Annotated in this window: 19 protein-coding genes; 8 read left to right on the top strand and 11 right to left on the bottom strand. The window is 36.8% G+C overall.

Going from position 1 to position 21,991, the window contains the following annotated elements; translation table 11 throughout:
- Positions 1-269: 269 nt before the first annotated feature.
- Positions 270-1,205, bottom strand: coding sequence for a sulfate/molybdate ABC transporter ATP-binding protein (locus tag JNG87_RS08440; RefSeq protein ID WP_202843349.1), 936 nt, complete (start codon positions 1,203-1,205; stop codon positions 270-272).
- A 75-nt stretch (positions 1,206-1,280) separates the two neighbouring features.
- On the opposite strand from JNG87_RS08440, the gene JNG87_RS08435 reads away from it, so the two are divergent.
- Entirely contained in the window at positions 1,281-1,940 is a 660-nt protein-coding gene (locus tag JNG87_RS08435; protein ID WP_202843347.1) for a YceI family protein, read from the top strand.
- Positions 1,941-2,066: 126 nt separating this feature from the next.
- The gene (gene pheS / locus JNG87_RS08430) at positions 2,067-3,077 is read left to right on the top strand and encodes a phenylalanine--tRNA ligase subunit alpha (protein WP_110010876.1); all 1,011 of its coding nucleotides are present in this window, start codon (positions 2,067-2,069) and stop codon (positions 3,075-3,077) included.
- A 408-nt stretch (positions 3,078-3,485) separates the two neighbouring features.
- Here pheS and JNG87_RS08425 read toward each other — a convergent pair whose 3' ends face one another.
- The gene (locus JNG87_RS08425; RefSeq protein ID WP_202843345.1) at positions 3,486-4,256 is read right to left on the bottom strand and encodes a DUF3108 domain-containing protein; all 771 of its coding nucleotides are present in this window, start codon (positions 4,254-4,256) and stop codon (positions 3,486-3,488) included.
- A gap of 153 nt (positions 4,257-4,409) precedes the next feature.
- Here JNG87_RS08425 and JNG87_RS08420 point away from each other — a divergent pair, with 153 nt between their 5' ends.
- A complete protein-coding gene (locus JNG87_RS08420; protein ID WP_062675398.1) occupies positions 4,410-5,465 on the top strand; it encodes an NAD(P)/FAD-dependent oxidoreductase in 1,056 nt (351 codons plus the stop codon).
- Positions 5,466-5,477: 12 nt separating this feature from the next.
- Complete coding sequence (locus JNG87_RS08415) at positions 5,478-5,807, top strand: 2Fe-2S iron-sulfur cluster-binding protein (protein WP_034697026.1); 330 nt, start codon at positions 5,478-5,480, stop codon at positions 5,805-5,807.
- Between the two features lie 64 nt (positions 5,808-5,871).
- Here the strand turns inward: JNG87_RS08415 and JNG87_RS08410 are convergent, their stop codons facing one another.
- The 6 genes from JNG87_RS08410 to JNG87_RS08385 all read right to left on the bottom strand — a co-directional run bounded on the left by JNG87_RS08410 (position 5,872) and on the right by JNG87_RS08385 (position 10,519).
- Positions 5,872-6,240, bottom strand: a complete 369-nt coding sequence (locus tag JNG87_RS08410) for a hypothetical protein (protein ID WP_202843343.1) — start codon at positions 6,238-6,240, stop codon at positions 5,872-5,874.
- A gap of 17 nt (positions 6,241-6,257) precedes the next feature.
- The gene (locus JNG87_RS08405) at positions 6,258-6,839 is read right to left on the bottom strand and encodes a TIGR00730 family Rossman fold protein (RefSeq protein WP_202843341.1); all 582 of its coding nucleotides are present in this window, start codon (positions 6,837-6,839) and stop codon (positions 6,258-6,260) included.
- 1 nt (position 6,840) lies between these two features.
- Positions 6,841-7,809, bottom strand: coding sequence for a hypothetical protein (locus tag JNG87_RS08400; RefSeq protein WP_142018736.1), 969 nt, complete (start codon positions 7,807-7,809; stop codon positions 6,841-6,843).
- Between the two features lie 66 nt (positions 7,810-7,875).
- Positions 7,876-9,318, bottom strand: a complete 1,443-nt coding sequence (locus JNG87_RS08395) for an aminoacyl-histidine dipeptidase (RefSeq protein ID WP_202843339.1) — start codon at positions 9,316-9,318, stop codon at positions 7,876-7,878.
- 80 nt (positions 9,319-9,398) lie between these two features.
- Entirely contained in the window at positions 9,399-9,890 is a 492-nt protein-coding gene (locus tag JNG87_RS08390; RefSeq protein ID WP_202843337.1) for a hypothetical protein, read from the bottom strand.
- A gap of 23 nt (positions 9,891-9,913) precedes the next feature.
- Complete coding sequence (locus tag JNG87_RS08385) at positions 9,914-10,519, bottom strand: hypothetical protein (protein ID WP_202843335.1); 606 nt, start codon at positions 10,517-10,519, stop codon at positions 9,914-9,916.
- Between the two features lie 236 nt (positions 10,520-10,755).
- On the opposite strand from JNG87_RS08385, the gene recR reads away from it, so the two are divergent.
- Positions 10,756-11,367, top strand: coding sequence for a recombination mediator RecR (recR, locus tag JNG87_RS08380; RefSeq protein ID WP_202843333.1), 612 nt, complete (start codon positions 10,756-10,758; stop codon positions 11,365-11,367).
- Entirely contained in the window at positions 11,363-12,202 is an 840-nt protein-coding gene (locus JNG87_RS08375) for a glycosyltransferase family 2 protein (RefSeq protein WP_202844259.1), read from the top strand. The genes recR and JNG87_RS08375 overlap by 5 nt, the downstream gene beginning before the upstream one ends.
- Before the next feature lie 51 nt (positions 12,203-12,253).
- Here JNG87_RS08375 and secG read toward each other — a convergent pair whose 3' ends face one another.
- The 3 genes from secG to JNG87_RS08360 all read right to left on the bottom strand — a co-directional run bounded on the left by secG (position 12,254) and on the right by JNG87_RS08360 (position 16,147).
- Positions 12,254-12,601, bottom strand: a complete 348-nt coding sequence (secG, locus tag JNG87_RS08370) for a preprotein translocase subunit SecG (protein ID WP_110010885.1) — start codon at positions 12,599-12,601, stop codon at positions 12,254-12,256.
- Positions 12,602-12,734: 133 nt separating this feature from the next.
- Complete coding sequence (locus tag JNG87_RS08365) at positions 12,735-14,780, bottom strand: M16 family metallopeptidase (RefSeq protein ID WP_202843331.1); 2,046 nt, start codon at positions 14,778-14,780, stop codon at positions 12,735-12,737.
- A 53-nt stretch (positions 14,781-14,833) separates the two neighbouring features.
- Positions 14,834-16,147, bottom strand: a complete 1,314-nt coding sequence (locus JNG87_RS08360; protein WP_047429324.1) for a M16 family metallopeptidase — start codon at positions 16,145-16,147, stop codon at positions 14,834-14,836.
- 303 nt (positions 16,148-16,450) lie between these two features.
- Between JNG87_RS08360 and JNG87_RS08355 the strand changes: the two genes are divergently transcribed.
- Together JNG87_RS08355 and JNG87_RS08350 are read left to right on the top strand one after the other, a co-directional pair.
- Positions 16,451-18,781: an ATP-dependent helicase gene (locus JNG87_RS08355; RefSeq protein ID WP_202843329.1), complete on the top strand. Its 2,331-nt coding sequence runs from the start codon at positions 16,451-16,453 to the stop codon at positions 18,779-18,781.
- 418 nt (positions 18,782-19,199) lie between these two features.
- Positions 19,200-21,980, top strand: a complete 2,781-nt coding sequence (locus JNG87_RS08350) for a TonB-dependent receptor plug domain-containing protein (RefSeq protein ID WP_202843327.1) — start codon at positions 19,200-19,202, stop codon at positions 21,978-21,980.
- Positions 21,981-21,991 lie beyond the last annotated feature (11 nt).

Below are 21,991 nucleotides of genomic sequence, written 5' to 3'. Positions count from 1 at the left end.
AAAAGGAAAAAATTGGACAGTGTAATCTTTCAACAGACTTAATTGCAAGATTGCTAATGTCCGTCTGGAAGGCAGAAAGAGAATTAACCAAAAATTTCCTTATACTTTAGAAATACAAATGTAAGAAAAAGTTTCATATACAGATTCTTATGTTTGTATTTTTTTATTGATAAGTGTAAGTAAATGTATGAGTTATGCAGCGAATATTGAAAGTTAAAACGGGCTCATAGAGAATGGAGTGTTTCTCTTTTTCTGTTAAGTCTTTTCGCTTAAATAAACGAAACATTTATGGTTCCTGAAATTTTCTCATCCGTATACACAATGAGTTCCTTTCCTTTTGTCTTTAATTTATTCCAATAATAATTTCCTGCAAATCTGCTTTCAAAAACTTCGGCTTCGAGACCAGTTTCTGTAATTCTGATTTCTTTGGGATAATAAGAGAATTTGGTAAGCTGGAAATCTTCAGCTTCTGCTTCACTGAAAATATTCACTTCCCCAAATAGCTTAGCAACATAAGAGTTGTAAGGATTTCTGTAGGTTTCTTCCGGGCTGTCATTCTGAATCAGTCTTCCATCCTGCAGAATAACAATCTGGTCCAGCCATGGCATGATATCCTGAAGTTCATGAGTGGAAATAATCAGAGAAACGCCATGTTGTTTTACATATCTGAAAAGTCTTTCCCTCAGTTCAATTTTTCTCGGAAAATCAAGATTACTGAAGGGTTCATCTAAAATAAGAAGCTTGGGAAGTACAGACAATGCTCTGGCAATAGCCACTCTTTGCTGTTGTCCGCCGCTTAAGTATTTTGGAAGTACATTCGCAAATTCCTGAAGCCCTACCACCTCAAGAAGCTCCGTTACAGTTTCTTTTTTTTGTTTTAAATTGATATTAGAAATAAATTTTCCTACGTTTTCAGCCACTGTAGCGTAGGGCATAAGATCAAAATTCTGCGCTACGAATTTCATTTCCGGTTCTCCTGGAACAAGATTTCCTTTCGGTCCCAAAAGCTTTGTTCCGTTAAAAATAATCTCTCCGCTTTCCCAATCCAAAAGACCATAAATCAGGTTGAGAAGAGTAGATTTTCCACATCCGCTTTCACCGGCCAGCGCTATAATTCTGTTTTCTTCAAACCTTAGATTAAGGTTCTGAAACAGGGGATTTTCTTTGTTATGAGAGAAAAATAAATTGTTTATTTCTAATAGCATATTACAAATGTAAGGTTTTTATGAAAACATAATTTTTTTTATTATATTAGCGGAACTAATAAAAATAAATCAAAAATGAGAAAAAAACTGTTTTCGTTAGCTATTCCTGCATTATTTATTGCTGCTGTAGTGGTTTCTTGTAAAAAAGACAAACCACTTACGAGTGAAAGTAATGAGGTGACGACTACTAAAGAAGGTAGCCAGTTCACTCTGGATACGCTAAACAGTAAGGTTGAATGGAAGGGATATAAAGTATTTAAATCTGAGAATACAAGCCATTTTGGAACCATCAGGTTTGAAAGCGGAGATGTGACGGTGAAAGACGGAAAACTGGAAAGCGGAAAATTCGTTGCTGATATGAACTCTTTAACTTCTGTGGACCTGAAAGACAGCCCGGAAGATTTAGGAAAATTAAATGGCCACCTGAAAAGTGGTGATTTCTTTGAAGTTGAAAAATTCCCGACAGCTTCTTATGAAATTACAAAGGTAACTCCTGCTGCAGAAGGTGATTATAATACTCTTTTGGATGGTAATTTAACCATTAAAGGAATTACAAAACCTGTTCAGTTTAAAGCTAATGTTTCTGTGAAAGATGGAGAAGTAAGTGTAGCTACTGAGCCAAAAGATATAAAGAGAGAAGAGTTTGGAGTAAAGTTTCAGGCTCCTGCTGAAAACGGCGTGATTAAAGACGAAGTAACTCTTCAGATCAGCGTTAAAGCTTTAGAAAAGAAATAATTTTTTTATTTAAGTGAAATAAGTGATTGAAGTCTGCCTCCCGAAAAAGAGGCAGATTTTTTTTTGACGGACTTATTATTCAACTTAAAATCGTATTTTTGCAAAACATTTTGAAAGGGTAAAACAATGATAGAAAAGATAGAAGAATTACTGGTCGAAGTAAATGGCTTCAATGCTACCTCTAAGGAAGAGATCGAAAACTTCCGAATCAAATACAATGGTAAAAAAGGGGTTCTGAATGATTTTTTTGAAAAATTTAAAGAAGTTCCTAACGATCAAAAGAAAGAATTCGGACAGAAGATCAACACTTTGAAGCAGGCAGTTGCTGTAAAACTGGAGGATTTGAAAAATGCTTCCGCATCTTCTGTTGTGATTGAAAAAGAAGATCTTACAAGACCTGCTTTTCCATTGGAATTGGGTTCAAGACATCCGATCAACCTGGTAAAAAACAGAATTATTGAAATCTTCAAATCTATTGGTTTTGCAGTAGCAGACGGACCAGAGATTGAAGATGACTGGCATAACTTTACCGCGCTAAACCTTCCGGAATATCACCCGGCAAGAGATATGCAGGATACATTCTTCATTGAACAGAATCCGGATATTCTTTTAAGAACGCATACTTCTTCCGTACAAACACGTTATATGGAAGAAAACCAGCCGCCTATCAGAATTTTATCTCCGGGAAGAGTGTTCAGAAATGAAGCTATTTCTTCACGTTCTCACTGTATTTTCCATCAGATTGAAGGATTATATATTGACGAAAATGTGAGCTTTGCTGATCTGAAGCAAACCATTCAGTTCTTTACCACTGAACTTTTCGGAAAATCCAAAATCAGAATGAGACCTTCTTTCTTCCCTTTCACAGAGCCAAGTGCTGAAATTGATGTGTATTGGGGATTAAACTCAGAAACAGATTACAGAATCACAAAAGGTACAGGATGGCTGGAAATTATGGGATGCGGAATGGTAGACCCTGCCGTACTGAAAAATGTGAATATCGATGCTGAGAAATATTCAGGATATGCATTCGGAATGGGTATTGAAAGAATCACGATGCTTCTTTACCAGATGAGTGACATCAGAATGTTCTTCGAAAATGATATCAGAACACTTGAACAATTCAAAACGCTATAAAAAATCAAACCTCCGGAGCTCCGGAGGTTTTTTGTTTTTAATTACTGACCTAAGAAACAAAACGTAATTAAAAACTGATCTTATTGAAAAATTTACACGTGTCTGTTTCTTATGCCCATACTTCGGTTCGGAACCGCCAGGTACCTCAAATGAAGTATTGACATGCTGCAGCTCTTTGTCTGCCTCTATTATAAAGACAATCTGTAGCAGGAATATATTACATTGAAAATAAAAAAGCCTGTCTCAAAAGTGTCATTCTGAACGAAATGGAATGGAGTGAAGAATCTCAGGTTATTAATTATCGATGAGATTCTTCCTTCGTCAGAAATCGAAGATTCGACGTAGTCAATGACAAAAATCAAATTATTTGACTTTTGAGACAGGTTTTATCTTTACAACTGTGGATTGTTATTTACTAAACTTTAAAGGATACTTCACATTTTTATAATCATCAATACTGGCTTTCAGTGATCCTACTGCAAGCTCAGCCTTCAACAGCATAGGAATGTGGTTGGAATCATTGGAAACCCACATGGTTACGCCTTCTTTTTCCTTAAACACTCTTCCGCTTTTTACAGACGGAATAATTTTTAAACAGTTAATAGTTCCAAATTTGGTTTTTAAATTTTCTGTTCCTGTTACTTTCAGCTGAAAAGGAAACATTTCATCATCAATCCATACATTCATATTAATAACAGTTCCCACTTTCAGTTCATCCGGGCTTTTACTTCTTAAATAATAAAAGCAGGAAAGCATATCCTGAACACCTTTTACTGATTTCAGAACTTTAGAACCATTGGCTGGTGTCTTTTTATCTGTTAAAATTAAAGTGTTGTTATCGTGATTAAAAACGGTTTCAAAATGCTGGCGGTAACTTCCTTCACGTACATTTCTGACATAAAAGCTTGGTAATCCCGTCTGTGTATTGATGAAACTTTCATATAAATCTTCTACTTTGAAGAATGCTTTTACGGCACCTGTAGTTTGTCCTGTCCCTTTTACATAAAGATGAGGAACTCCTTTGTAGGTAGTTTGTTTGGTCGTAAGATTGGCAGTTCCTGCATTAAGGAAACCATAGTGGATTCTAAGAGTAATAGATTCGCCATCTGCGATATTATCAATCTGGGCAGAGCCTAAAAAGAATATAAATACAGCAAAAAGGTTCAAAAGTTTATTCATAACAAGACATTTACAAAAATATTGCCAAATTTAAAATCTTAAAAGATAGATATTTGACAAATCTCAGGTTTTTATTTAGAATCAATTAAATATGCTTCGCATTAAAATTAGTAAATTTGCAGTTACATGTATAATTAAATTATCTTAAAGATTATGATAACCACTGATATATTGATCATAGGTGCGGGACCTACAGGACTTTTTGCAGTTTTTGAAGCTGGTTTATTAAAAATGAAGTGCCATATTATTGATGCGCTTCCTCAGCCGGGAGGGCAATTGGCTGAACTTTATCCTAAAAAACCTATTTTCGATATCCCTGGTTATCCTTCTGTGAATGCAGGAGAATTGGTGGATAATCTGATGGAGCAGATCAAGCAGTTCCAGCCTGGATTTACCTTAGGGGAAACCGCTGTTTCTTATACAAAAATAGATGATGAATGGTTTGAGGTGATTACCAACAAAGGAACCGTTCACAGATGTAAAGCGATTGCCATCGCAGGAGGTTTAGGGACTTTTGAGCCAAGAAAACCTACGTTTGAAAATATCGCTGACTATGAAGAAAAAGGTCTTGAATATTTCGTTAAAGAACCTGAACACTTCAGAAATAAAAAAGTGGTGATTGCTGGTGGAGGTGACTCCGCGTTAGACTGGAGTATCTTCCTTTCCAATGTTGCCAGTGAAGTAACTTTGATCCACAGAAGAAACGAGTTCAGAGGAGCTTTGGATTCTGTAGAGAAAGTTCAGGATCTGAAAAACCAGGGGAAAATCAAACTAATTACGCCTGCTGAAGTTACCGGTATTAAAGGTGACGGAAAAGTAGAAGCGATTACTGTAGAAGTAGAAGGCCAGGAAGCTTACGATATTGAAACAGATTATTTCATTCCTTTATTCGGATTGACACCAAAATTGGGTGAGATCGGAAACTGGGGATTAAATATCGAAAAAAATGCAATCGTTGTAAACAATGCTCTTGATTATCAAACTAACATTGATGGGATCTACGCTATCGGAGATATCAATACATACCCCGGAAAACTGAAGTTGATCCTTTGTGGTTTCCACGAAGCTACTTTAATGTGTCAGAGTGTGTACAACAGACTAAATCCTGGTAAAAAATTCGTATTAAAATATACAACGGTAAGTGGTGTAGACGGATTTGACGGAAGCCGTAAAGAAGCTGAGAAGGCAGTTGTGAAAAAAATTGACTAATTTTGCAGAATTATGTCAGACGTTAATATTAAAATCACCGACAGAGAAGGGGTAACCCATGATGTCGTAGCGCCTACGGATATGTCCATGAATTTAATGGAAATTATCCGTTCCTATGAATTGGCAGAAGAAGGTACTATTGGGGTATGCGGAGGAATGGCGATGTGCGCTTCATGCCAGGTATATGTAATCAATGATCCGGGTCTGGAACCGATGGGAGATGAAGAAGATGCCATGCTGGCTGAAGCTTTCCATGTGAAAGACAACAGCAGATTGGGATGCCAGTTACATATTGCCGATGCTATGGAAGGGCTCGAAGTGGAAATTGCTCCTTATCCTTAGAAAATATTTTTTAATCTTAATAAGAAACCCGTCCGGATTTTTCGGACGGGTTTTGTTTTTATATTTATTTCTGAGAACATATATACTCGTGTCTGATTAGAGTGTCTTCTTTAATGATTTCTAAGTAACTTTCACCTTCATTCTTTATAAAGTAATCTCCCGGTTCTATTTCATCTTTATAGGAAACCCACCATTGGCCGTTTTCATAACATTCACAAGGTTGAATGCTTTCAGGAATAGTTCCCTTTAATTTAAGAGATTTTATACCTTCAATACTTTCGACTCTAATTTTACATTTTTGCTTCTTAACTCTTTCCATCGCAGTCTTACAATCTTCCATAAAATAAGAAGAAAGAGCAGGAACAATAACGAATATAGTTACAAATGCTGTGGCAACTCCGAGCATTTCTTTATTAACGTTGTAGTTATTCATGTGAAAGACTATAAAACTTAAATTTCTTCCTTAGAAATCCATTTTCCAACCGTAGGAGCCTGATAATTTCTCATCTTTTCCAGCAGGTCGTCAATGGTATTGCTGATCAGCAGCATATCTCTGTTTATTTGCTTTAAAAATCCTTTATCGACCATCGTCTGAACCAGTTTGATCAGATCATCATAAAATCCGTCAATATTCAAAATCCCAATCGGTTTTTTGTGAAGCCCGAGCTGTGCCCACGTGATCATCTCAAAGAATTCTTCTAATGTACCATATCCGCCGGGAAGAACGATAACCCCATCACAAAGGTCATTCATTTTGGTTTTTCTTTCGTGCATGGTTTCCACGATGATAAGCTCTGTCAGGTTTTTGTGAGCAATTTCTTTAGACTGTAAAAACTGGGGTAAGACTCCTGTTACTTTACTTTTTTCACTTAAAGCACCGTTAGCAATTGTTCCCATTAAACCAGTTTCCGAACCACCATAAACCAGTTGTATATTTTGTTTTGCTAAGGTTTGCCCCAGCAGAAATGCTTGCTCTTCATATATTTTATCTGTGCCGAAGCTTGAGCCGCAGAATATGGTGATACTTTTCATATTATTTGCAAAAATCAATTAAATAGTTTCTAACTTCAAAATCTGTTAAACCTCCAGCTTTTTTGAAGTTTGTACATGCCTGTTCAATTTTTCCAACTGCAAGATATGATATTCCTAGTTTAATATAGCCCTCACGAAATCTCGAGATGAAGCGATTATCTTTAATTTGTAATTTGTCCAACTTACTGAGGTTTTCAATCGCTTTATCAAATTGATTGTTATTATAGTATTCAAAACCATTCCCAATAATATGATATAAATCTTTCTCTGATTTATCGCTCAAATCCTGATACCATTTTAAAAAATAGTTTTCTTCAGTTACTAACATATTTATTCCATAAGGATTTTTAAAATATTTTTCTGCCTGCATTAATGCTTGCACAAATTGTGTATCATATTGAGGGGTACGCTTGTCAAGTATTTTAATACTAGTAATCTTATTATCTTTTGTTAAAATATATTCAATTTTAAAATATAAGTCATCCATATCTTTTGAGTTTTCTTGTTTCATTAAGGGTATTATGAAGTCATCAAAACTTTTTTCATGATTAAATATTGGACGAATTACCTGATTAGCAATCAATAAGCTATCGTTGTTTCTTACTTCGATTTTGGGTTTAAATTCCGGAAACTTTTTTATAAAATCTCCTTCCTTTAATAATAAAGATATTTCATTTCCTTCTTGTAGGACTAGATAATTATCTTCAAACCAGTATTTGAAAGTACGATTTTCAAGAATAATCTTGTCAGTATAAAACTTCGCTTTGAATTTTTGCTTAGAAATTACAAATTCATCTTGATTAATTTTGTAAAAAAGACTGAAGGAATACTTGGGATTATTTATTTCTAAATTTTTCCCATCAGGTTGTACAATTTTATCTAAAATCCATTCGCCCATTAATCTCTGTGACTGAGAATAAGTTTTAATACAAACGATCAAATAAAGTAATAAGAGTAATTTTATTTTCATCTTTAAAAAAATTAAAATATCCAAAATCATAAGACTTTGGATATTGAATATAGCAATTTTAATGTTCTATTTCTGAGGAATATTCGCTAAAATATCTTTCAGGAAGCTCCAGAATTTCTGAGTTGAAGGAATATTCGCTCTTTCATCAGGAGAGTGTGCGCCTCTGATAGTAGGTCCGAAGCTTACCATTTCCATTTCAGGATAGTTGGCACCGATGATACCACATTCAAGACCTGCGTGGCATGCTACTACATGAGGTTTTTCAGTGAACTTTTCAATATAAAGTTTCTCCATCAGCTGTACAATCTCTGAACCAGGTTTTGGCTTCCATCCAGGATATGAACCGCTGAATTCAACATTCATTCCAGCAAGCTCTGCTACCGATTTCAATTGTTCTGCCACTGAATATTTGGAAGAATCTACAGAAGATCTCGTAAGGTTTAAGATCTTAAGTTCTCCACCTTTCAGTTCTACTCTTGCTACATTGTTGGACGCTTCTACAAGATCTTTTACGTCCGGGCTCATTCTGTAAACTCCGTTGTGAAGAGCCTTTAAAGTAAGGATCACTTTTCTGGAATCTGCTTCTGAAATAGCTTTGTCGGAAGACGTAGAGTTTTCAATATTGATCTGGATTCCCGGTTCTACAGCAGCAAATTCTTCTAAGATCTCTTTTTTAAGAACCGTTACATTTTCAATAAACTCCTGAGCATTTCTCACTGAGATTATAGCAACTCCTTCTCTTGGAATAGCGTTTCTCAAACCTCCGCTGTCGATAGAAACCAGTTCAATATTTTGGTTGTCCAATCCGCTGTAAAGAAGTCTTCCCAGAATGATATTGGCATTTCCGAAACCTTTATGGATATCCATTCCGGAGTGTCCTCCCTGAAGACCTTTTACTTCAAGTCTTACAATTTGTCCTTTTGAAGCTTCTGCAGCATAGGTTTGAGTGATTGTCACGTCTACACCTCCTGCACAGCCGATATCAATTTCATCATCCTCTTCCGTATCAAGATTCAATAGGATTTGTCCTGTCAATTGTCCTGGTTTTAATCCTAAAGCACCTGTCATTCCGGTCTCTTCATCAATCGTGAAAAGAGCTTCCAATGCAGGGTGTGGAATATCAGAACTCTCAAGGATAGACATGATGGTTGCTACTCCTAAACCATTATCAGCGCCCAAAGTAGTTCCTTTAGCCTTAACCCAGTCACCATCAATTTCCATTTTGATTCCTTCCGTTTCAAAATCGAAATTCACATCATTGTTTTTCTGGCAAACCATATCAAGGTGCGATTGAAGCACGATCGATTTACGGTTTTCCATTCCTGCCGTGGCTGGTTTCTTGATAATAACGTTTCCTACTTCATCTACCGTAGTTTCCAGTCCTAAATTTTCACCAAATCCTTTGATAAAAGCTATTACTTTTTCCTCCTTTTTTGAAGGTCTCGGAACAGCATTTAATCTGGAGAAATTTTTCCATATAATCTGCGGTTCTATATTAGATAATTCCATTGAAATTTATTTTTCTCAAATTTACGAAATAAAAAATGCTTCCGTGAGATACAGAAGCATTTTTGTAGGATTTAGCTTTATTAACATCCGCATTCTCCATAGATCGGAGTGGTAAATGTAGTTCCGTCCGGTTTCTCTATAGTCAGAGTTCCTTCAAACAGCAAAGCTTCTTCGCCCTTTATTTTTTTACCTTTTACAGAAATTTTATAATCATCATTTTCTATTTCCTTGGTCAGCAATTCATCTACTTCCATGTCACTTGATGAAATGAGGTTCATCGCCAGTCTTTTACCGTCAAGCATCATGTATGCTGTTTTTCCGGCATCATCCGCATAGATATATCTTTCATTTTCAAAATCAGATTTGCTGGCTGCAAAATAGCAGGAACATTCTTTGATTTCTTTTGGAAACGGAATGGTTCCCACCAGAATATTTCCTGAAGAAGGTCCGATAGAAGCAGTATCTTTAGTGATATGTAAAGAATCAGCAGGAGCAGAACCTGACACAGTTTCTTTTTGCTTTTTACAGGCTACCAGTAGAAATGCGGAAAATACAATGATTACATATTTCATGTCTTTGTGGTTTTATTATTTGTTTATCCTCTTGCTCTTTCAAGAAGTGTCATCATCAATAAAGAAAGGATTACCAGGCTTTCTTCCTCATCATCAATATCGATCAGTCTGTCCAGCTGAAATCTTCTTCCGAAGAATGAAGGCATTTTTTTTAGCTTAAAATAAGCCTTTCCATCAATCCCTGTCACAGTATAGGACGGATTAAGGAAATATCCTGTAAACATCCCGATGATAGGAAGTTCTCCTACAAAGCTGTCCCAGAATCTTACCCATGCACTATCTTCCTGAATTTTAAACTTAGGCTGATCATGTGCATCCAGGATATCATAACTTGCTTTCCACAGAGAACGCATTCCTTTTCTTGCCAGCCTGCCGAAGTTTTTGTTGTCGATGAGGTCGTTCAAAGAATAAGAAGCGTTGAAATCAATCCATTGGTTAGCTTTAATTCTGAAAAGTTCCTTAGACTTGCTTTCATCATTAAAAACAATAACATCTTCTTTTAACTTGAACATTTTCTGACGGACATATGCCACATAATTTCCGTTTTTGTCAGTAATGTTGAAGTCACTTGCTAAAGTAGTGATTTTGAATTTGAAATCCAGAGGATAATTAAGATTGTTAAGTACCATATCAGTTTATTTTTTTCATATTTAATTTAAGCCGCAAATATAAAGGTTTTTTTAGTGTTCTCAGATACACGGGAAATATAAAATATCATAATGGGACATTAATTTCATGGTCAATTGTCAATTTTACTGCGCAAAGTCAATAGTCAATAATCACTTTATACAAATTCACAAACGAAGTGAATTGACCATTCACGATTCACTATCAATTATCAACTTTAATCCTTATTTTTGTACTTATGGATTACCCTAGTAAAGTATTGGCAAAAGCAGTAGATGAGATTTCGGGATTGCCTGGGATTGGCAGGAAAACGGCTCTGAGATTAGCATTACATTTGCTGAAGCAGCCCAATTCAAGAGCTGTAAGCCTTGGCAACTCCCTGATTAATCTTGTCAATGAAATAAAATATTGTAAAGAATGTCATAATTTTTCAGATTTTGACATCTGTGAAATATGCAGCAATGAAAAGAGAAATGGCGAACTGATTTGTATCGTTGAAGATGTAAGGGATGTGATTGCGATCGAAAATACAGGAAAGTATACAGGAAAATATCTGATTCTCGGTGGGAAAATTTCTCCCATGGAAGGAGTAGGGCCAGGCCAGCTGAATATTCCAAGCATAGAAAAGAAACTGAATGACGGACAGGTAAAGGAATTTATTTTCGCACTGAGTGCTACGATGGAAGGAGATACCACCGCCTATTATATTTACAAAAAATTTAAAAATTTCAATGTGAATTTTTCCAGCATTGCAAGAGGAATTTCTGTAGGAGATGAACTGGAATATGCAGATGAAATTTCTTTAGGAAGATCTATTATCAACAGACTGCCTTACAACGAAAAGGATTAATATGAAGTTATCTGTTATTATAGTTAATTACAATGTTACCCAATTGCTCAGAAGCTGCCTCCTGTCGCTCCGGAAGTATATACAGGATATAGATTATGAGGTGATTGTCATTGATAATGCTTCTGCAGATAGCTCATGGCGAGATCTTATTTCTGAATTTCCCAACGTACATTTTATATCTTCTGCAACAAATGGCGGGTTTTCAAAAGCGAATAATCAGGCTGTCCGGAAGGCAAAAGGAGAATATATTTTGCTTTTGAATCCTGATACTGAATTTGAAGGGTTTTATATGAAAGAACTGCTGGATTTTGCAGATGCACAGCCTTCATTCGGATGTCTGGGGGTGAGAATGCATGATGCCGGAGGAAATTTCCTTCCTGAAAGCAAGCGATCGGTTCCGGATATGTTCAATTCATTTGAAAAGCTGTTTACCAATTTTAAAAAGAACAACTCGAAATCCTATTACAGAAACGATATAGAAGAAAATGCTATTGCTGAAGTGGAAGTAATCACCGGAGCATTTTTATTGGCTAAAAAAGACGTTTACGAGAGAATAGGAGGATTGGATGAAGCTTATTTTATGTATGGAGAAGATATTGATCTTTGTTATACCTTTTTAAGAAACGGATATCAAAACTTCTATTACGGGAAAGTTTCAATTCTTCATCACAAAGGGGAAAGTACCATTAAAGATGAAGTATACCTCAACAGATTTTACGGAGCCATGCAGATCTTTATTGATAAATACTATAAAGAATCGAAGCCTGTACAGTATTCATTTTTAAAGGCAGGATTAAAGCTTCGGCATCAGATTGAAAAGATCAGGTTAAAATAAAAAAGCAACTCAATCTGAGTTGCTTTTGTTGTATGTAAGATGATATTCTTCTTATTTTGCCGGTGCAGGAGTCTGTGCCGGAGTAGTTGTGGAAGAAGCAGGAGCTGACTGTTTTGCCGGAGCTTCTTTCTTAGCAGGCTGTTGTGTAGGAAGTGCCTGAGAAGGCTTACCTGTAATAACAACGCTTAAAAGGATAAGAACGATGATAGTTCCGCCCAGAGTCCATGTTGCCTTTTCCATGAAATCATTGGTTCTCTGTACCCCGAACTGTGCAGATGATGCACCTCCGAATGTACTGGAAAGGCCTCCTCCTTTTGGATTTTGTGCCATAACAATAATTACCAATAAGACACTGGCAATCATAATAAGAACCATCAATAGTGTAAATATAGTATCCATTAATTCTGATATCTTTTTGAATGGGCAAATTTAATCTTTTTTTACTGAATTACAAAAAAAGATATCGCCAAATGTTGATAAAAATAAAAACGGCAACATTTGTTGCCGTTTTTTCTATAAAAATAGGATGTTATTATTTAAAATCAGCATCTGTAGCCTTATTGATCTCATAAGACTTTACATTCATGGTCATATCCATTCCCATCTGGCTTACAGAGATCGTGAAAGGCATTTTTACGCCTTCTACATCTTTATAATTAGAGTAGGTTGTCGGAATGGTCATTTCCTGACCTTTAGCTTTTATTTTTTTAGTTTCTCCGGTTTTTAATCCCGTTGCCACACTGTAGTAATAGGTTGTATTTCCACCTTTAATAGCATAAGAATCTTCCCCGCCGATTTTCTCAATTCCTCCTAATTTATAATCGGGAGATTTTGCAAATCCCAATTCTTCGAAAATCTCAGGATTTTTTTGTTTTTCGGCAATTTCCTCCGGTGTGATGTCAACCTTTTGTCCCATTTGCATAGAATAGCCGGTTTTCCCGTCGAATACCTGCTTCTGAACAACCTGTCCCATTGCCGTTACCGTGGTAAGCTCTTTTCCGCCCTGTGCTTTAACGATTTTAAAATCGATGTTTTGTCCTTGCATAGACATTGAGGCGTTGGTTGTATAAGAAGTGATTTTCGCCAGATTAGCTTTTCCTCCGATAGCATTGATGTATTTGTCAACAACAGATGCAACGGTTACATTGGCATCCACTTTTTGTACAGTTGGTTTTGCAACGGGGTTGGCTTCTTTATCGAAATATTTTACAGGATAACCCAGTTTTTCCAATCCTTCAGAAATATCAGATGCCTTACCAGCGATGAAAATTCTGCTCTGGTTGGGCAAAATTGTAGCTTTTACAGCATTGGAAACATCTGCTGCAGTTACCTTATCAATAGATTTTAAGTAATTGGTATAAAAATCAGCAGGTAAATCCTGAACCTTCAGGTTTAAAGCAAATCTTGCGATATTGGCAGGTTGTTCCAGGGCAAGAATGAAAGCTCCTTTTAATTTAGCTTTAGCGTTCGCTAATTCTTCTGGTTTTATGGTAGAAATCGCATTAAGTTCATTCATGAATTCCTTAACGGCTTTGTCTGTAACCTCATTTCTTACACTTGCACTCGCAGAGAATTGTGGAGAATACTTGCTGGCCACCATTTCTGAGTAAGCCCCATAGGTAAATCCGTTTTTCTCACGAAGGTTCATGAAAAGTCTGGCTTCACCGCCACCACCAAGGATGTAATTGGCGATTGTAGCAGGGAAGTAGTTGGCGTCTTTCATTTTCAGGGTGTTCAGGTTGTTTAAAGAAACAACAGACTGTACAGCCGAAGGAACGTCTACTACATTGATCTCCGTTTTGGCAACGTTAGAAGCAGGTTCCAATGGTGTAATAGGAGTGTTTGCTTTTTTCCAGCCACTGAAAGCTTTTTCGATCAAAGGTTTTACCTGGTCAAACTTTACGTCTCCTACAATTACTAAATAAGCATTATCCGGAGCGTAGTATTTTTTATAAACATTTTGTACGTCAGCAAGCTGGATTTTGTTGATAGATTCAACCGTTTCAAACTCACCTCTTGAAGTATTTTTTCCATACATCAAAGCGTTGGATACTCTTTCAGCAATAGAAGAAGCATTTTTTTCGTCAGCTTTTAATCCTTCAATCGTTCTCTCCTTAGAGTTTTGAATTTCTTCAGCAGAGAATTTAGGATTAATGATGGCATCAGCCATTAAACCTAAAACTTCAGGGAAATATTTTGAAAGTGAATTGGCAGAAGCACCTCCCGAAGAGAAATTAAGGTTTGCTCCAAGATAATCCACTTTTTTGTTGAAGTCATCTTTGCTGATATTGGTAGTTCCGTTTTCGAACTGCTCAGCCATAATTTCGCTTACTCCGGTTACTGCTCCTTCGTTGTATGGAGGTCTGTCCATAGAAAGGCTGGCACTTACTCTTGGTAATTTGTTGTTCTCAACCACCATTACCGTAAGGCCGTTGCTTAGCTGGAAAGTTTTTGGCTTCGCAATGTTAATCGCAGGAGTAGGTCCTGGTTTTGGCATTGCATTAAGATCTATTTTTTGTGCTGAAACCATTCCTGTAAAGAAAAATGCTGCAGCTATATATGTTAATTGCTTTTTCATTTGTAAAAATTTAATTTTTAATAATCATAAGGTAACCTGAAAGTTGAACATGATTACTTTTTCTCAGGTACGTAATTGATGATTATTCTTTGGTTGGAATTAAGATACTTTTTAGCAGCATTTTGAAGATCCTGTCTTGTGATAGATCTGTAAATGTCGATTTCTTTGTTGATCAGATTCGTATCACCCATCAATACGTGGTTGGTTGCCAATGAAGCGGCAATTCCCTGAATGCTTGAATTGGCATTTACAAACTGGTTTTCGTACTGGTTTTGAAGTTTTTGATAATCCTCTTCAGAAATTAAAGTAGTCTGAAGCTTTTTGATTTCAGCATCAATGTCAGTCTGTAAAGCCTGTTTTGTAGTTTGTCCCATTGGAATTGCGAAGAAGGCAAAAATACTGTAATCTTCAAGTCCCTGGTTGAAAGCAGCCACCTGAAGTGCTTTTTTGTCCTGGTCTACTAATTTTTTATATAAAACCGAAGATTTACCGCTGCTTAAATAAGAAGAAAGCATATCTAAAACATAAGCATCTTTCTCTTTGTTAGCCGGAGTTCTATATGCGAACACATAAGCCGGAAGCTGGATGTTGGGATCTGTAGCAGTTACTTCTTTTTCCTGAGTGATAGGTGTTTCTTTCGGGAAATCTTTTGGATAAAGGGTTCCTTTTGGAATGCCTCCATAGTAGGTTTCGATCCATTTTTTTGTCTGCTCGGGTTTGATATCTCCTGCAACCACTAAAGTAGCATTATTCGGAACGTAATATTTTTTATAAAACGCCTGGAATTCCTCTAGTTTAGCAGAGTTTAAATCTTCCATTGAACCGATTGTCGGCCAGTTGTATGGGTGGTTTGTGAATAAATTTTTCTGAATAGTCGTGAAAAGATTCCCATAAGGCTGGTTATCCATTCTTAATCTTTTCTCTTCTTTTACAACCTCTCTCTGGGTATCTACACCAATTTGGTTGATAACAGCGTGACGCATTCTTTCTGCCTCCATCCAAAGACCAAGCTGTTCATTGTTGGAAGGGAATGTTTCATAGTAATACGTTCTGTCATTGGTCGTGTTGGCGTTGTTCTGCCCTCCGTTTGAAGAAACGATTTTAAACCAGTCTCCTCTCTTGATGTTAGGAGTTCCTTCGAATAAAAGGTGTTCAAAGAAGTGAGCAAAACCTGTTCTGCCTTTTACTTCATCTTTTGCACCTACATGATACATTACACCTGTCGTTACCACCGGTGCCGAATTATCCTGATGAAGAATTACATGCAGACCATTGGGAAGGTCATACTCTTCGAATTTGATTTGCTGTGCATTCAGCATGAGCCCGAAGAAAGCTACGGCAGCAGCAGAAAGAAGTCGCTTTTTCATAAAATTTAGAAATTGTTTACCAATTAGTATGAAAAGTGAATTAAATGTTACAGAATGTATAAAATAGATAGGTAAATGTGAGTAGTGAATGGTGAATTCGCTTCGCTTATCAATGAGGTTACGTGATTCGGGTTGCGGGATTTGAGATTAAGAATAACCATTTACGATTTACTTGCGAAGCAAAATTGACCATTGACAAATGCTATCAATACAGTCTTAATGCTTCATATCCCTAACTTCTCTATGAAAGTTTGAATTCTCCTCTGAATACCTTAATTTTGTGTTCCCAAATTTTTTTGCTGTATGGACTATTTGAAAGGACTCAACGAATCACAATATGAAGCTGTTACCTCTTTACAGGGACCTTTGATGGTGCTTGCCGGAGCAGGTTCCGGTAAAACGCGTGTATTGACCATGCGTATTGCCCATTTGATACACAACGGAATAGACCCTTTCAATATTCTGGCTCTTACCTTTACCAATAAAGCAGCACGTGAGATGAAAGAACGTATCGCCAAAGTAGTAGGGGACAGCAATGCAAGAAGCCTTTGGATGGGAACCTTTCACTCGGTTTTTGCAAGAATTTTAAGAATTGAAGCCCATTATCTTGGGTATCCTTCCAATTTTACCATTTATGATCAGCAGGATGCCCTGAATGTGATTAAAAAAGTACTGAAGGATATGAATATTGATGCTGATCTTTATAAACCTAAAAAAGTTCAGGCAAGAATTTCAACATACAAAAATAATCTGATTACAGTAAAAGCTTATTTCAACAATCCGGAACTGATGGAAGCGGATGAAAAAGCGAATATGAAATTCATCGGGCAGATTTATCAGAAATACGTAGATCAGTGTTTCAGAAACGGATCTATGGATTTTGATGATCTTTTATTGAAAACCAATGAACTATTGACCCGTTTCCCGGAAGTACTGGCAAAATATCAGGACAGATTCAGATACATCATGGTAGATGAGTATCAGGATACCAACCACTCTCAGTATCTTATCGTAAAAGCTCTGGCTTCGAAATTTGAAAATATCTGTGTGGTAGGAGACGACGCACAGTCTATTTACTCTTTCCGTGGAGCGAATATCTACAATATCTTAAACTTTAAAAAAGATTATCCGGATGCTATAACGGTATCTCTGGAGCAGAATTACCGTTCCACCCAGAATATTGTAAATGCGGCTAATGTTGTTATTGCTAAAAACCTTCAGCAGTTTAAGAAAAATGTTTTCAGTGATAATGAAGAAGGAGACAAGATCAAAATATACCGTTCCCTTTCCGATGCTGATGAAGCGAATTTTGTGGCAGGAAATATCTGGGAACTTCGTAACCGTGACCAGAGAAAATACAGCGATTTTGCTATTTTATACAGAACCAACTCTCAGACACGTGCTTTTGAAGATGCGCTGAGACGTAAAAATATTCCGTACAAAGTGTATGGAGGACTTTCTTTCTACCAAAGAAAAGAAGTAAAAGATCTTATTGGATACCTTCGTCTGCTGATCAATGAAAATGATTCTGAAGCATTGATGAGGATTATCAATTATCCTGCAAGAGGAATTGGAGAAACGACTCAGAATAAACTGATCGTTTTTGCTGATGCCCACAATATTGCTGTTTCAAAGGTATTGGAGAACCTTCCGATGTATGCACCGCAGCTAGGTTTGAATAATGGAGTTTTAAACAAACTGAATGACTTCTGGTCCATGATCAAAGCTTTTCAGGTATTGCTGAAAACAGAAACAGCTTACAGCGTGGCTATGGAAGTGGCAAAGCGAAGCGGTTTAATCAAGTTTTTAAAAGATGATCAGACTCCGGAAGGAATTTCCAGAGTAGAAAACGTTCAGGAATTGATGAACTCCATGCAGGGTTTCATTGAAGAACAGATGCAGCTTGAGGACGGAGATCCTAGTCTTTCCAACTTCCTTGAAAATATTGCCCTTTCTGCAGATACTCAGGATAAAGATCTGGAAGATGACATGGTTTCTTTAATGACGATTCACCTTTCAAAAGGGCTGGAGTTCCCGGTGGTTCACCTGGTAGGACTTGAAGAAAACCTTTTCCCTAGCTTTATGAGCTCTGCAACCAGAGAAGACCTGGAAGAGGAGAGAAGATTATTCTATGTGGCATTGACAAGAGCGGAAAAACAAGCCTTCTTTTCTTATGCGGTTTCCCGTTTTCAATGGGGAAAAATTACAGATGCTGAACCTTCAAGATTCTTAAGCGAAATTGATGATGAATATATTGAATTCCTTAATCCGGCTTTGGAAAAAAGGTTTATCAATAATTCAGGAGTGAAATCCAATATCTTTGATGAGCATCCATCTGAAATGAGATCTTTCAAAAAGGTTGAGAAAAAGACCATCGACAGAGGAGATACTTCCAAACCTGCTCCTGAAGTCAGAAAACTGAAACCGGTAAGTACGGCTAAAATTATCAATCCAAGCGGAGCTTCTTCTCAGGATATTGAAGTGGGTGATAAAGTGAGACACGATCGTTTCGGAATTGGAGAAGTGACTTTCCTGGATGGAACAGATCCTCAGAATATCAAAGCAAAAGTAGTTTTCATGCATGAAGGAGAAAAAAATCTGATTCTGAAATATGCTAAACTGACTAAGATTTAAATTTAAAAATAAAGATACAAAGAAACGGATTCAATTTTTGGATCCGTTTTTATTTTTAAATACAAAGTTCGCAATGTGATTATCTGGATCTGCTATTTTTTTTTTTCGCAAGGGCGTTTCACTTAGCAGAGATGATTTTTATTGCTGAACGGAGATGCCGTTGCGATCGTAAAAATAATCACTAAGTAAGAATTTCTTAGCGCACATAGCGTTTTTTCAAAATTTATTTTACTGTTAACCTTCTATAAAACAATGTTTTTTTATTGAAATGTTCTTAAATTATCATAACTTTAAATAAGGGATAGAAAGAAACGATAACTATTTTTTATAAAAACAAAGTCTATCTGTTTTGTAGACTAATAAATAAATTTTACATTTGCACCCTGTAAAAACATAAATGTTATCAAAATTCTAAACTATGAAAAATAAGAAAACTATTCTTTCGGCCTCTGTTTTATTTTTCCTCGGTGTATTTACTTATGGACAGGAAAAAGACAGCATAAAAGCAAATAAAGACACCATAAAAACCAATAATGTAGAAGAAGTAGTCGTACTGGGTTCCAGAGCCGGGGCGAGATCCAAAACAGATAGTCCGGTTCCTGTAGATGTATTTAATGTTAAAGAATCTTCAGTTATACTCCCGCAAACCAATATCGGGCAGATTCTGAATGCGGTTGCTCCTTCATTTACTTCTACCATTCAAACGAATTCAGATGGAACAGATCACCTGGATCCTGCACAGCTGAGAGGCTTGGGGCCAGACCAGGTTTTGGTTTTGGTGAATGGAAAAAGAAGACATACTTCAGCATTGGTGAACGTCAACGGAACACCTGGAAGAGGTACCGTAGGAACCGATTTGAATGCCATTCCATCTTTCGCTTTGAACAGGATTGAAGTATTAAGAGACGGAGCTGCCGCACAATACGGATCTGATGCCATTGCCGGTGTTATCAACCTTGACCTGAAAAGAGATACAGGAAAACTGGCAGGACAGATAAGCTATGGAGGAAACCTTACGCCAACGGCTAATGATCATACCGGAGATTTTGACGGTCAGAATATTCAGCTGGATTTGAACTATGGAAATAAAATCGGAACCAAAGGAGGGTTCTTTAATATTACCTGGTCTTCACAATTCAGAAATCCTACCTACCGCGCCGGTACTGAAAGTGGAAAAATCTACAATGCTTATAATGCGATAGAACAACGTGCCTTGAATGACGGAGTCAATCTTTCTTCTCTTTTTACCAATATAAATAATACTCCCAATTCACAGCAGATTATTGATTATGTACATCAGTATGCTCAGGGAGTGAACTATTTTAGTGCAACTCAGCTCTCTGACATACAAAATGCAAATACATTTAAAGACATTACGGATGCTTCAGGAAATGTTCTTCAGAAAGGACTTTGGTCTTTATTGAGTGCCGATGTGACAGATCAGGAACTGGCTTACAGAGGACAGGTCAGAAAGGATTTTAATATGCAGGTAGGACAGTCTAAACTTAACAATCACCAGCTTTTTGTGAATGCTGAAATTCCTGTAAGTGATAACTGGAAAGTATATACTTTTGGAGGATACAGTTTAAGACATGGAACTTCCGGAGGATTTTACAGAAGACCGAGAGAAAGCAGAACGTTTACGGGATTGTATCCTAACGGTTATCTTCCACAGATCGGAACAGATATTCAGGATATCTCATTGGCAGCGGGAATCAAAGGAAAATGGGAAGGCTGGAATATTGATTTCAGTAATACGTACGGACAGAATTCATTTACCTATAATATTCAGAATACAGGAAATACCTCTTTGCGTTTTGCTTCACCAAGGGAGTTTAATGCAGGTGGTTTAAGATTTTCTCAAAATACGATCAATTTAGATTTTTCTAAGAAATATGATGTATGGGAAGGAATTAATGTAGCCTTTGGAGGTGAGCACCGTTATGAGAATTTTAAAATTACCCAAGGAGAAGAAGCTTCCTATCAGACATATGACCAGTTTGGAAATATCTGGAACGGAGATCCAAGCCAGAGAGCCACAGACTTTTTTGGACAACCCTTGCCGGGAGGTTCTCAGGTATTCAACGGATTCAGGCCTGGAAATGCAGTCGATAAAAACAGACAGTCGGTAGCAGCGTATGCAGATGTTGAATTCAACTTTACCAATTGGTTATTGGTAGATGCAGCAGCGAGATATGAAAACTATTCAGATTTTGGATCTACATTCAATTATAAACTGGCTTCAAGAATCAAAGTAGCTCCTAATTTCAATGTAAGATTTGCGGGATCTACAGGATTCAGAGCACCATCTATCCACCAGATCTATTATAATGTAACCTCTACGTTGTTCACCAATAATCAACTGTTGGAAGTAGGAACTTTCAGTAATGATTCTCAGCTGGCAGGACTGCTGGGTATGCCAAAACTGAAGCAGGAAACTTCCAAATCAGCAAGTGTAGGATTTACTTACAGAATTCCTTCGGCCGGGCTTAGCTTTACCGCGGACGGATATTTTACGAGAATTGATAACCGTATCATTCTTACTGATCAGTTTTTAAGAAAAGATGTACCTTCAGATGCACAAAAAGAATATGATAAATTAAATGTGAATGGTGCCCAGTTCTTCACAAATGCTATCGATACAGAAACAAAAGGTTTAGATGTGGTAATTTCCCATAATGTGAGATTTTCAGGAATAAAACTGGACAATAACTTTGCGATTAATCTGAACCAAACCAAACAGGTAGGAGAAATTCATTCGGCCGGGCTGCTGCAGTCTCCTTCGCTTGAAAAGATTTATTTTTCTGAAAAATCAAGAGTGTATCTGGAAGAAGCGGTACCTAGAGTGAAAGCCAGTCTTTCTCATACGCTTTCATGGAAGAATGCAAGTTTATATCTCAGAAATACCTATTTCGGAAAAGTAACAGGCGCTGATATTATTGATGTAAACGGAGACGGAATCATTGATTTTAACGAACATCAGCAGATCGGAGATAAGATCATTACGGATTTATCTGCTGCTTATCAGTTTACTAAAAATGTAGGACTGACTTTAGGAGTAAACAATTTGTTTGATATCTATCCAACGAAAAACCTTACCGCTTCTACCAATAATGACCAATTCATCTATTCAAGATCTACTTCACAGTTTGGGCAGAATGGAAGATATGTTTTTGCAAGATTGAATTTCAATTTTTAAATAAAACAAAA

Source organism: Chryseobacterium cucumeris (assembly GCF_016775705.1).
Classification (GTDB): Bacteria; Bacteroidota; Bacteroidia; order Flavobacteriales; family Weeksellaceae; genus Chryseobacterium; species Chryseobacterium cupriresistens.
Note: the sequence above shows the minus strand (reverse complement) of the source record. Positions and strands in the feature narration are given on the sequence as shown.

Bases quoted from the DNA above. Each gene is read 5' to 3' on its own strand.
- JNG87_RS08360 (WP_047429324.1), bottom strand. From the start codon at position 16,147: ATGAAAAAGCGACTTCTTTCTGCTGCTGCCGTAGCTTTCTTCGGGCTC.
- JNG87_RS08440 (WP_202843349.1), bottom strand. From the start codon at position 1,205: ATGCTATTAGAAATAAACAATTTATTTTTCTCTCATAACAAAGAAAAT.
- recR (WP_202843333.1), top strand. From the start codon at position 10,756: ATGGATTACCCTAGTAAAGTATTGGCAAAAGCAGTAGATGAGATTTCG.
- secG (WP_110010885.1), bottom strand. From the start codon at position 12,601: ATGGATACTATATTTACACTATTGATGGTTCTTATTATGATTGCCAGT.
- JNG87_RS08350 (WP_202843327.1), top strand. From the start codon at position 19,200: ATGAAAAATAAGAAAACTATTCTTTCGGCCTCTGTTTTATTTTTCCTC.
- pheS (WP_110010876.1), top strand. From the start codon at position 2,067: ATGATAGAAAAGATAGAAGAATTACTGGTCGAAGTAAATGGCTTCAAT.
- JNG87_RS08415 (WP_034697026.1), top strand. From the start codon at position 5,478: ATGTCAGACGTTAATATTAAAATCACCGACAGAGAAGGGGTAACCCAT.
- JNG87_RS08365 (WP_202843331.1), bottom strand. From the start codon at position 14,780: ATGAAAAAGCAATTAACATATATAGCTGCAGCATTTTTCTTTACAGGA.
- JNG87_RS08400 (WP_142018736.1), bottom strand. From the start codon at position 7,809: ATGAAAATAAAATTACTCTTATTACTTTATTTGATCGTTTGTATTAAA.
- JNG87_RS08405 (WP_202843341.1), bottom strand. From the start codon at position 6,839: ATGAAAAGTATCACCATATTCTGCGGCTCAAGCTTCGGCACAGATAAA.
- JNG87_RS08420 (WP_062675398.1), top strand. From the start codon at position 4,410: ATGATAACCACTGATATATTGATCATAGGTGCGGGACCTACAGGACTT.
- JNG87_RS08435 (WP_202843347.1), top strand. From the start codon at position 1,281: ATGAGAAAAAAACTGTTTTCGTTAGCTATTCCTGCATTATTTATTGCT.
- JNG87_RS08395 (WP_202843339.1), bottom strand. From the start codon at position 9,318: ATGGAATTATCTAATATAGAACCGCAGATTATATGGAAAAATTTCTCC.
- JNG87_RS08385 (WP_202843335.1), bottom strand. From the start codon at position 10,519: ATGGTACTTAACAATCTTAATTATCCTCTGGATTTCAAATTCAAAATC.
- JNG87_RS08410 (WP_202843343.1), bottom strand. From the start codon at position 6,240: ATGAATAACTACAACGTTAATAAAGAAATGCTCGGAGTTGCCACAGCA.
- JNG87_RS08425 (WP_202843345.1), bottom strand. From the start codon at position 4,256: ATGAATAAACTTTTGAACCTTTTTGCTGTATTTATATTCTTTTTAGGC.
- JNG87_RS08390 (WP_202843337.1), bottom strand. From the start codon at position 9,890: ATGAAATATGTAATCATTGTATTTTCCGCATTTCTACTGGTAGCCTGT.
- JNG87_RS08355 (WP_202843329.1), top strand. From the start codon at position 16,451: ATGGACTATTTGAAAGGACTCAACGAATCACAATATGAAGCTGTTACC.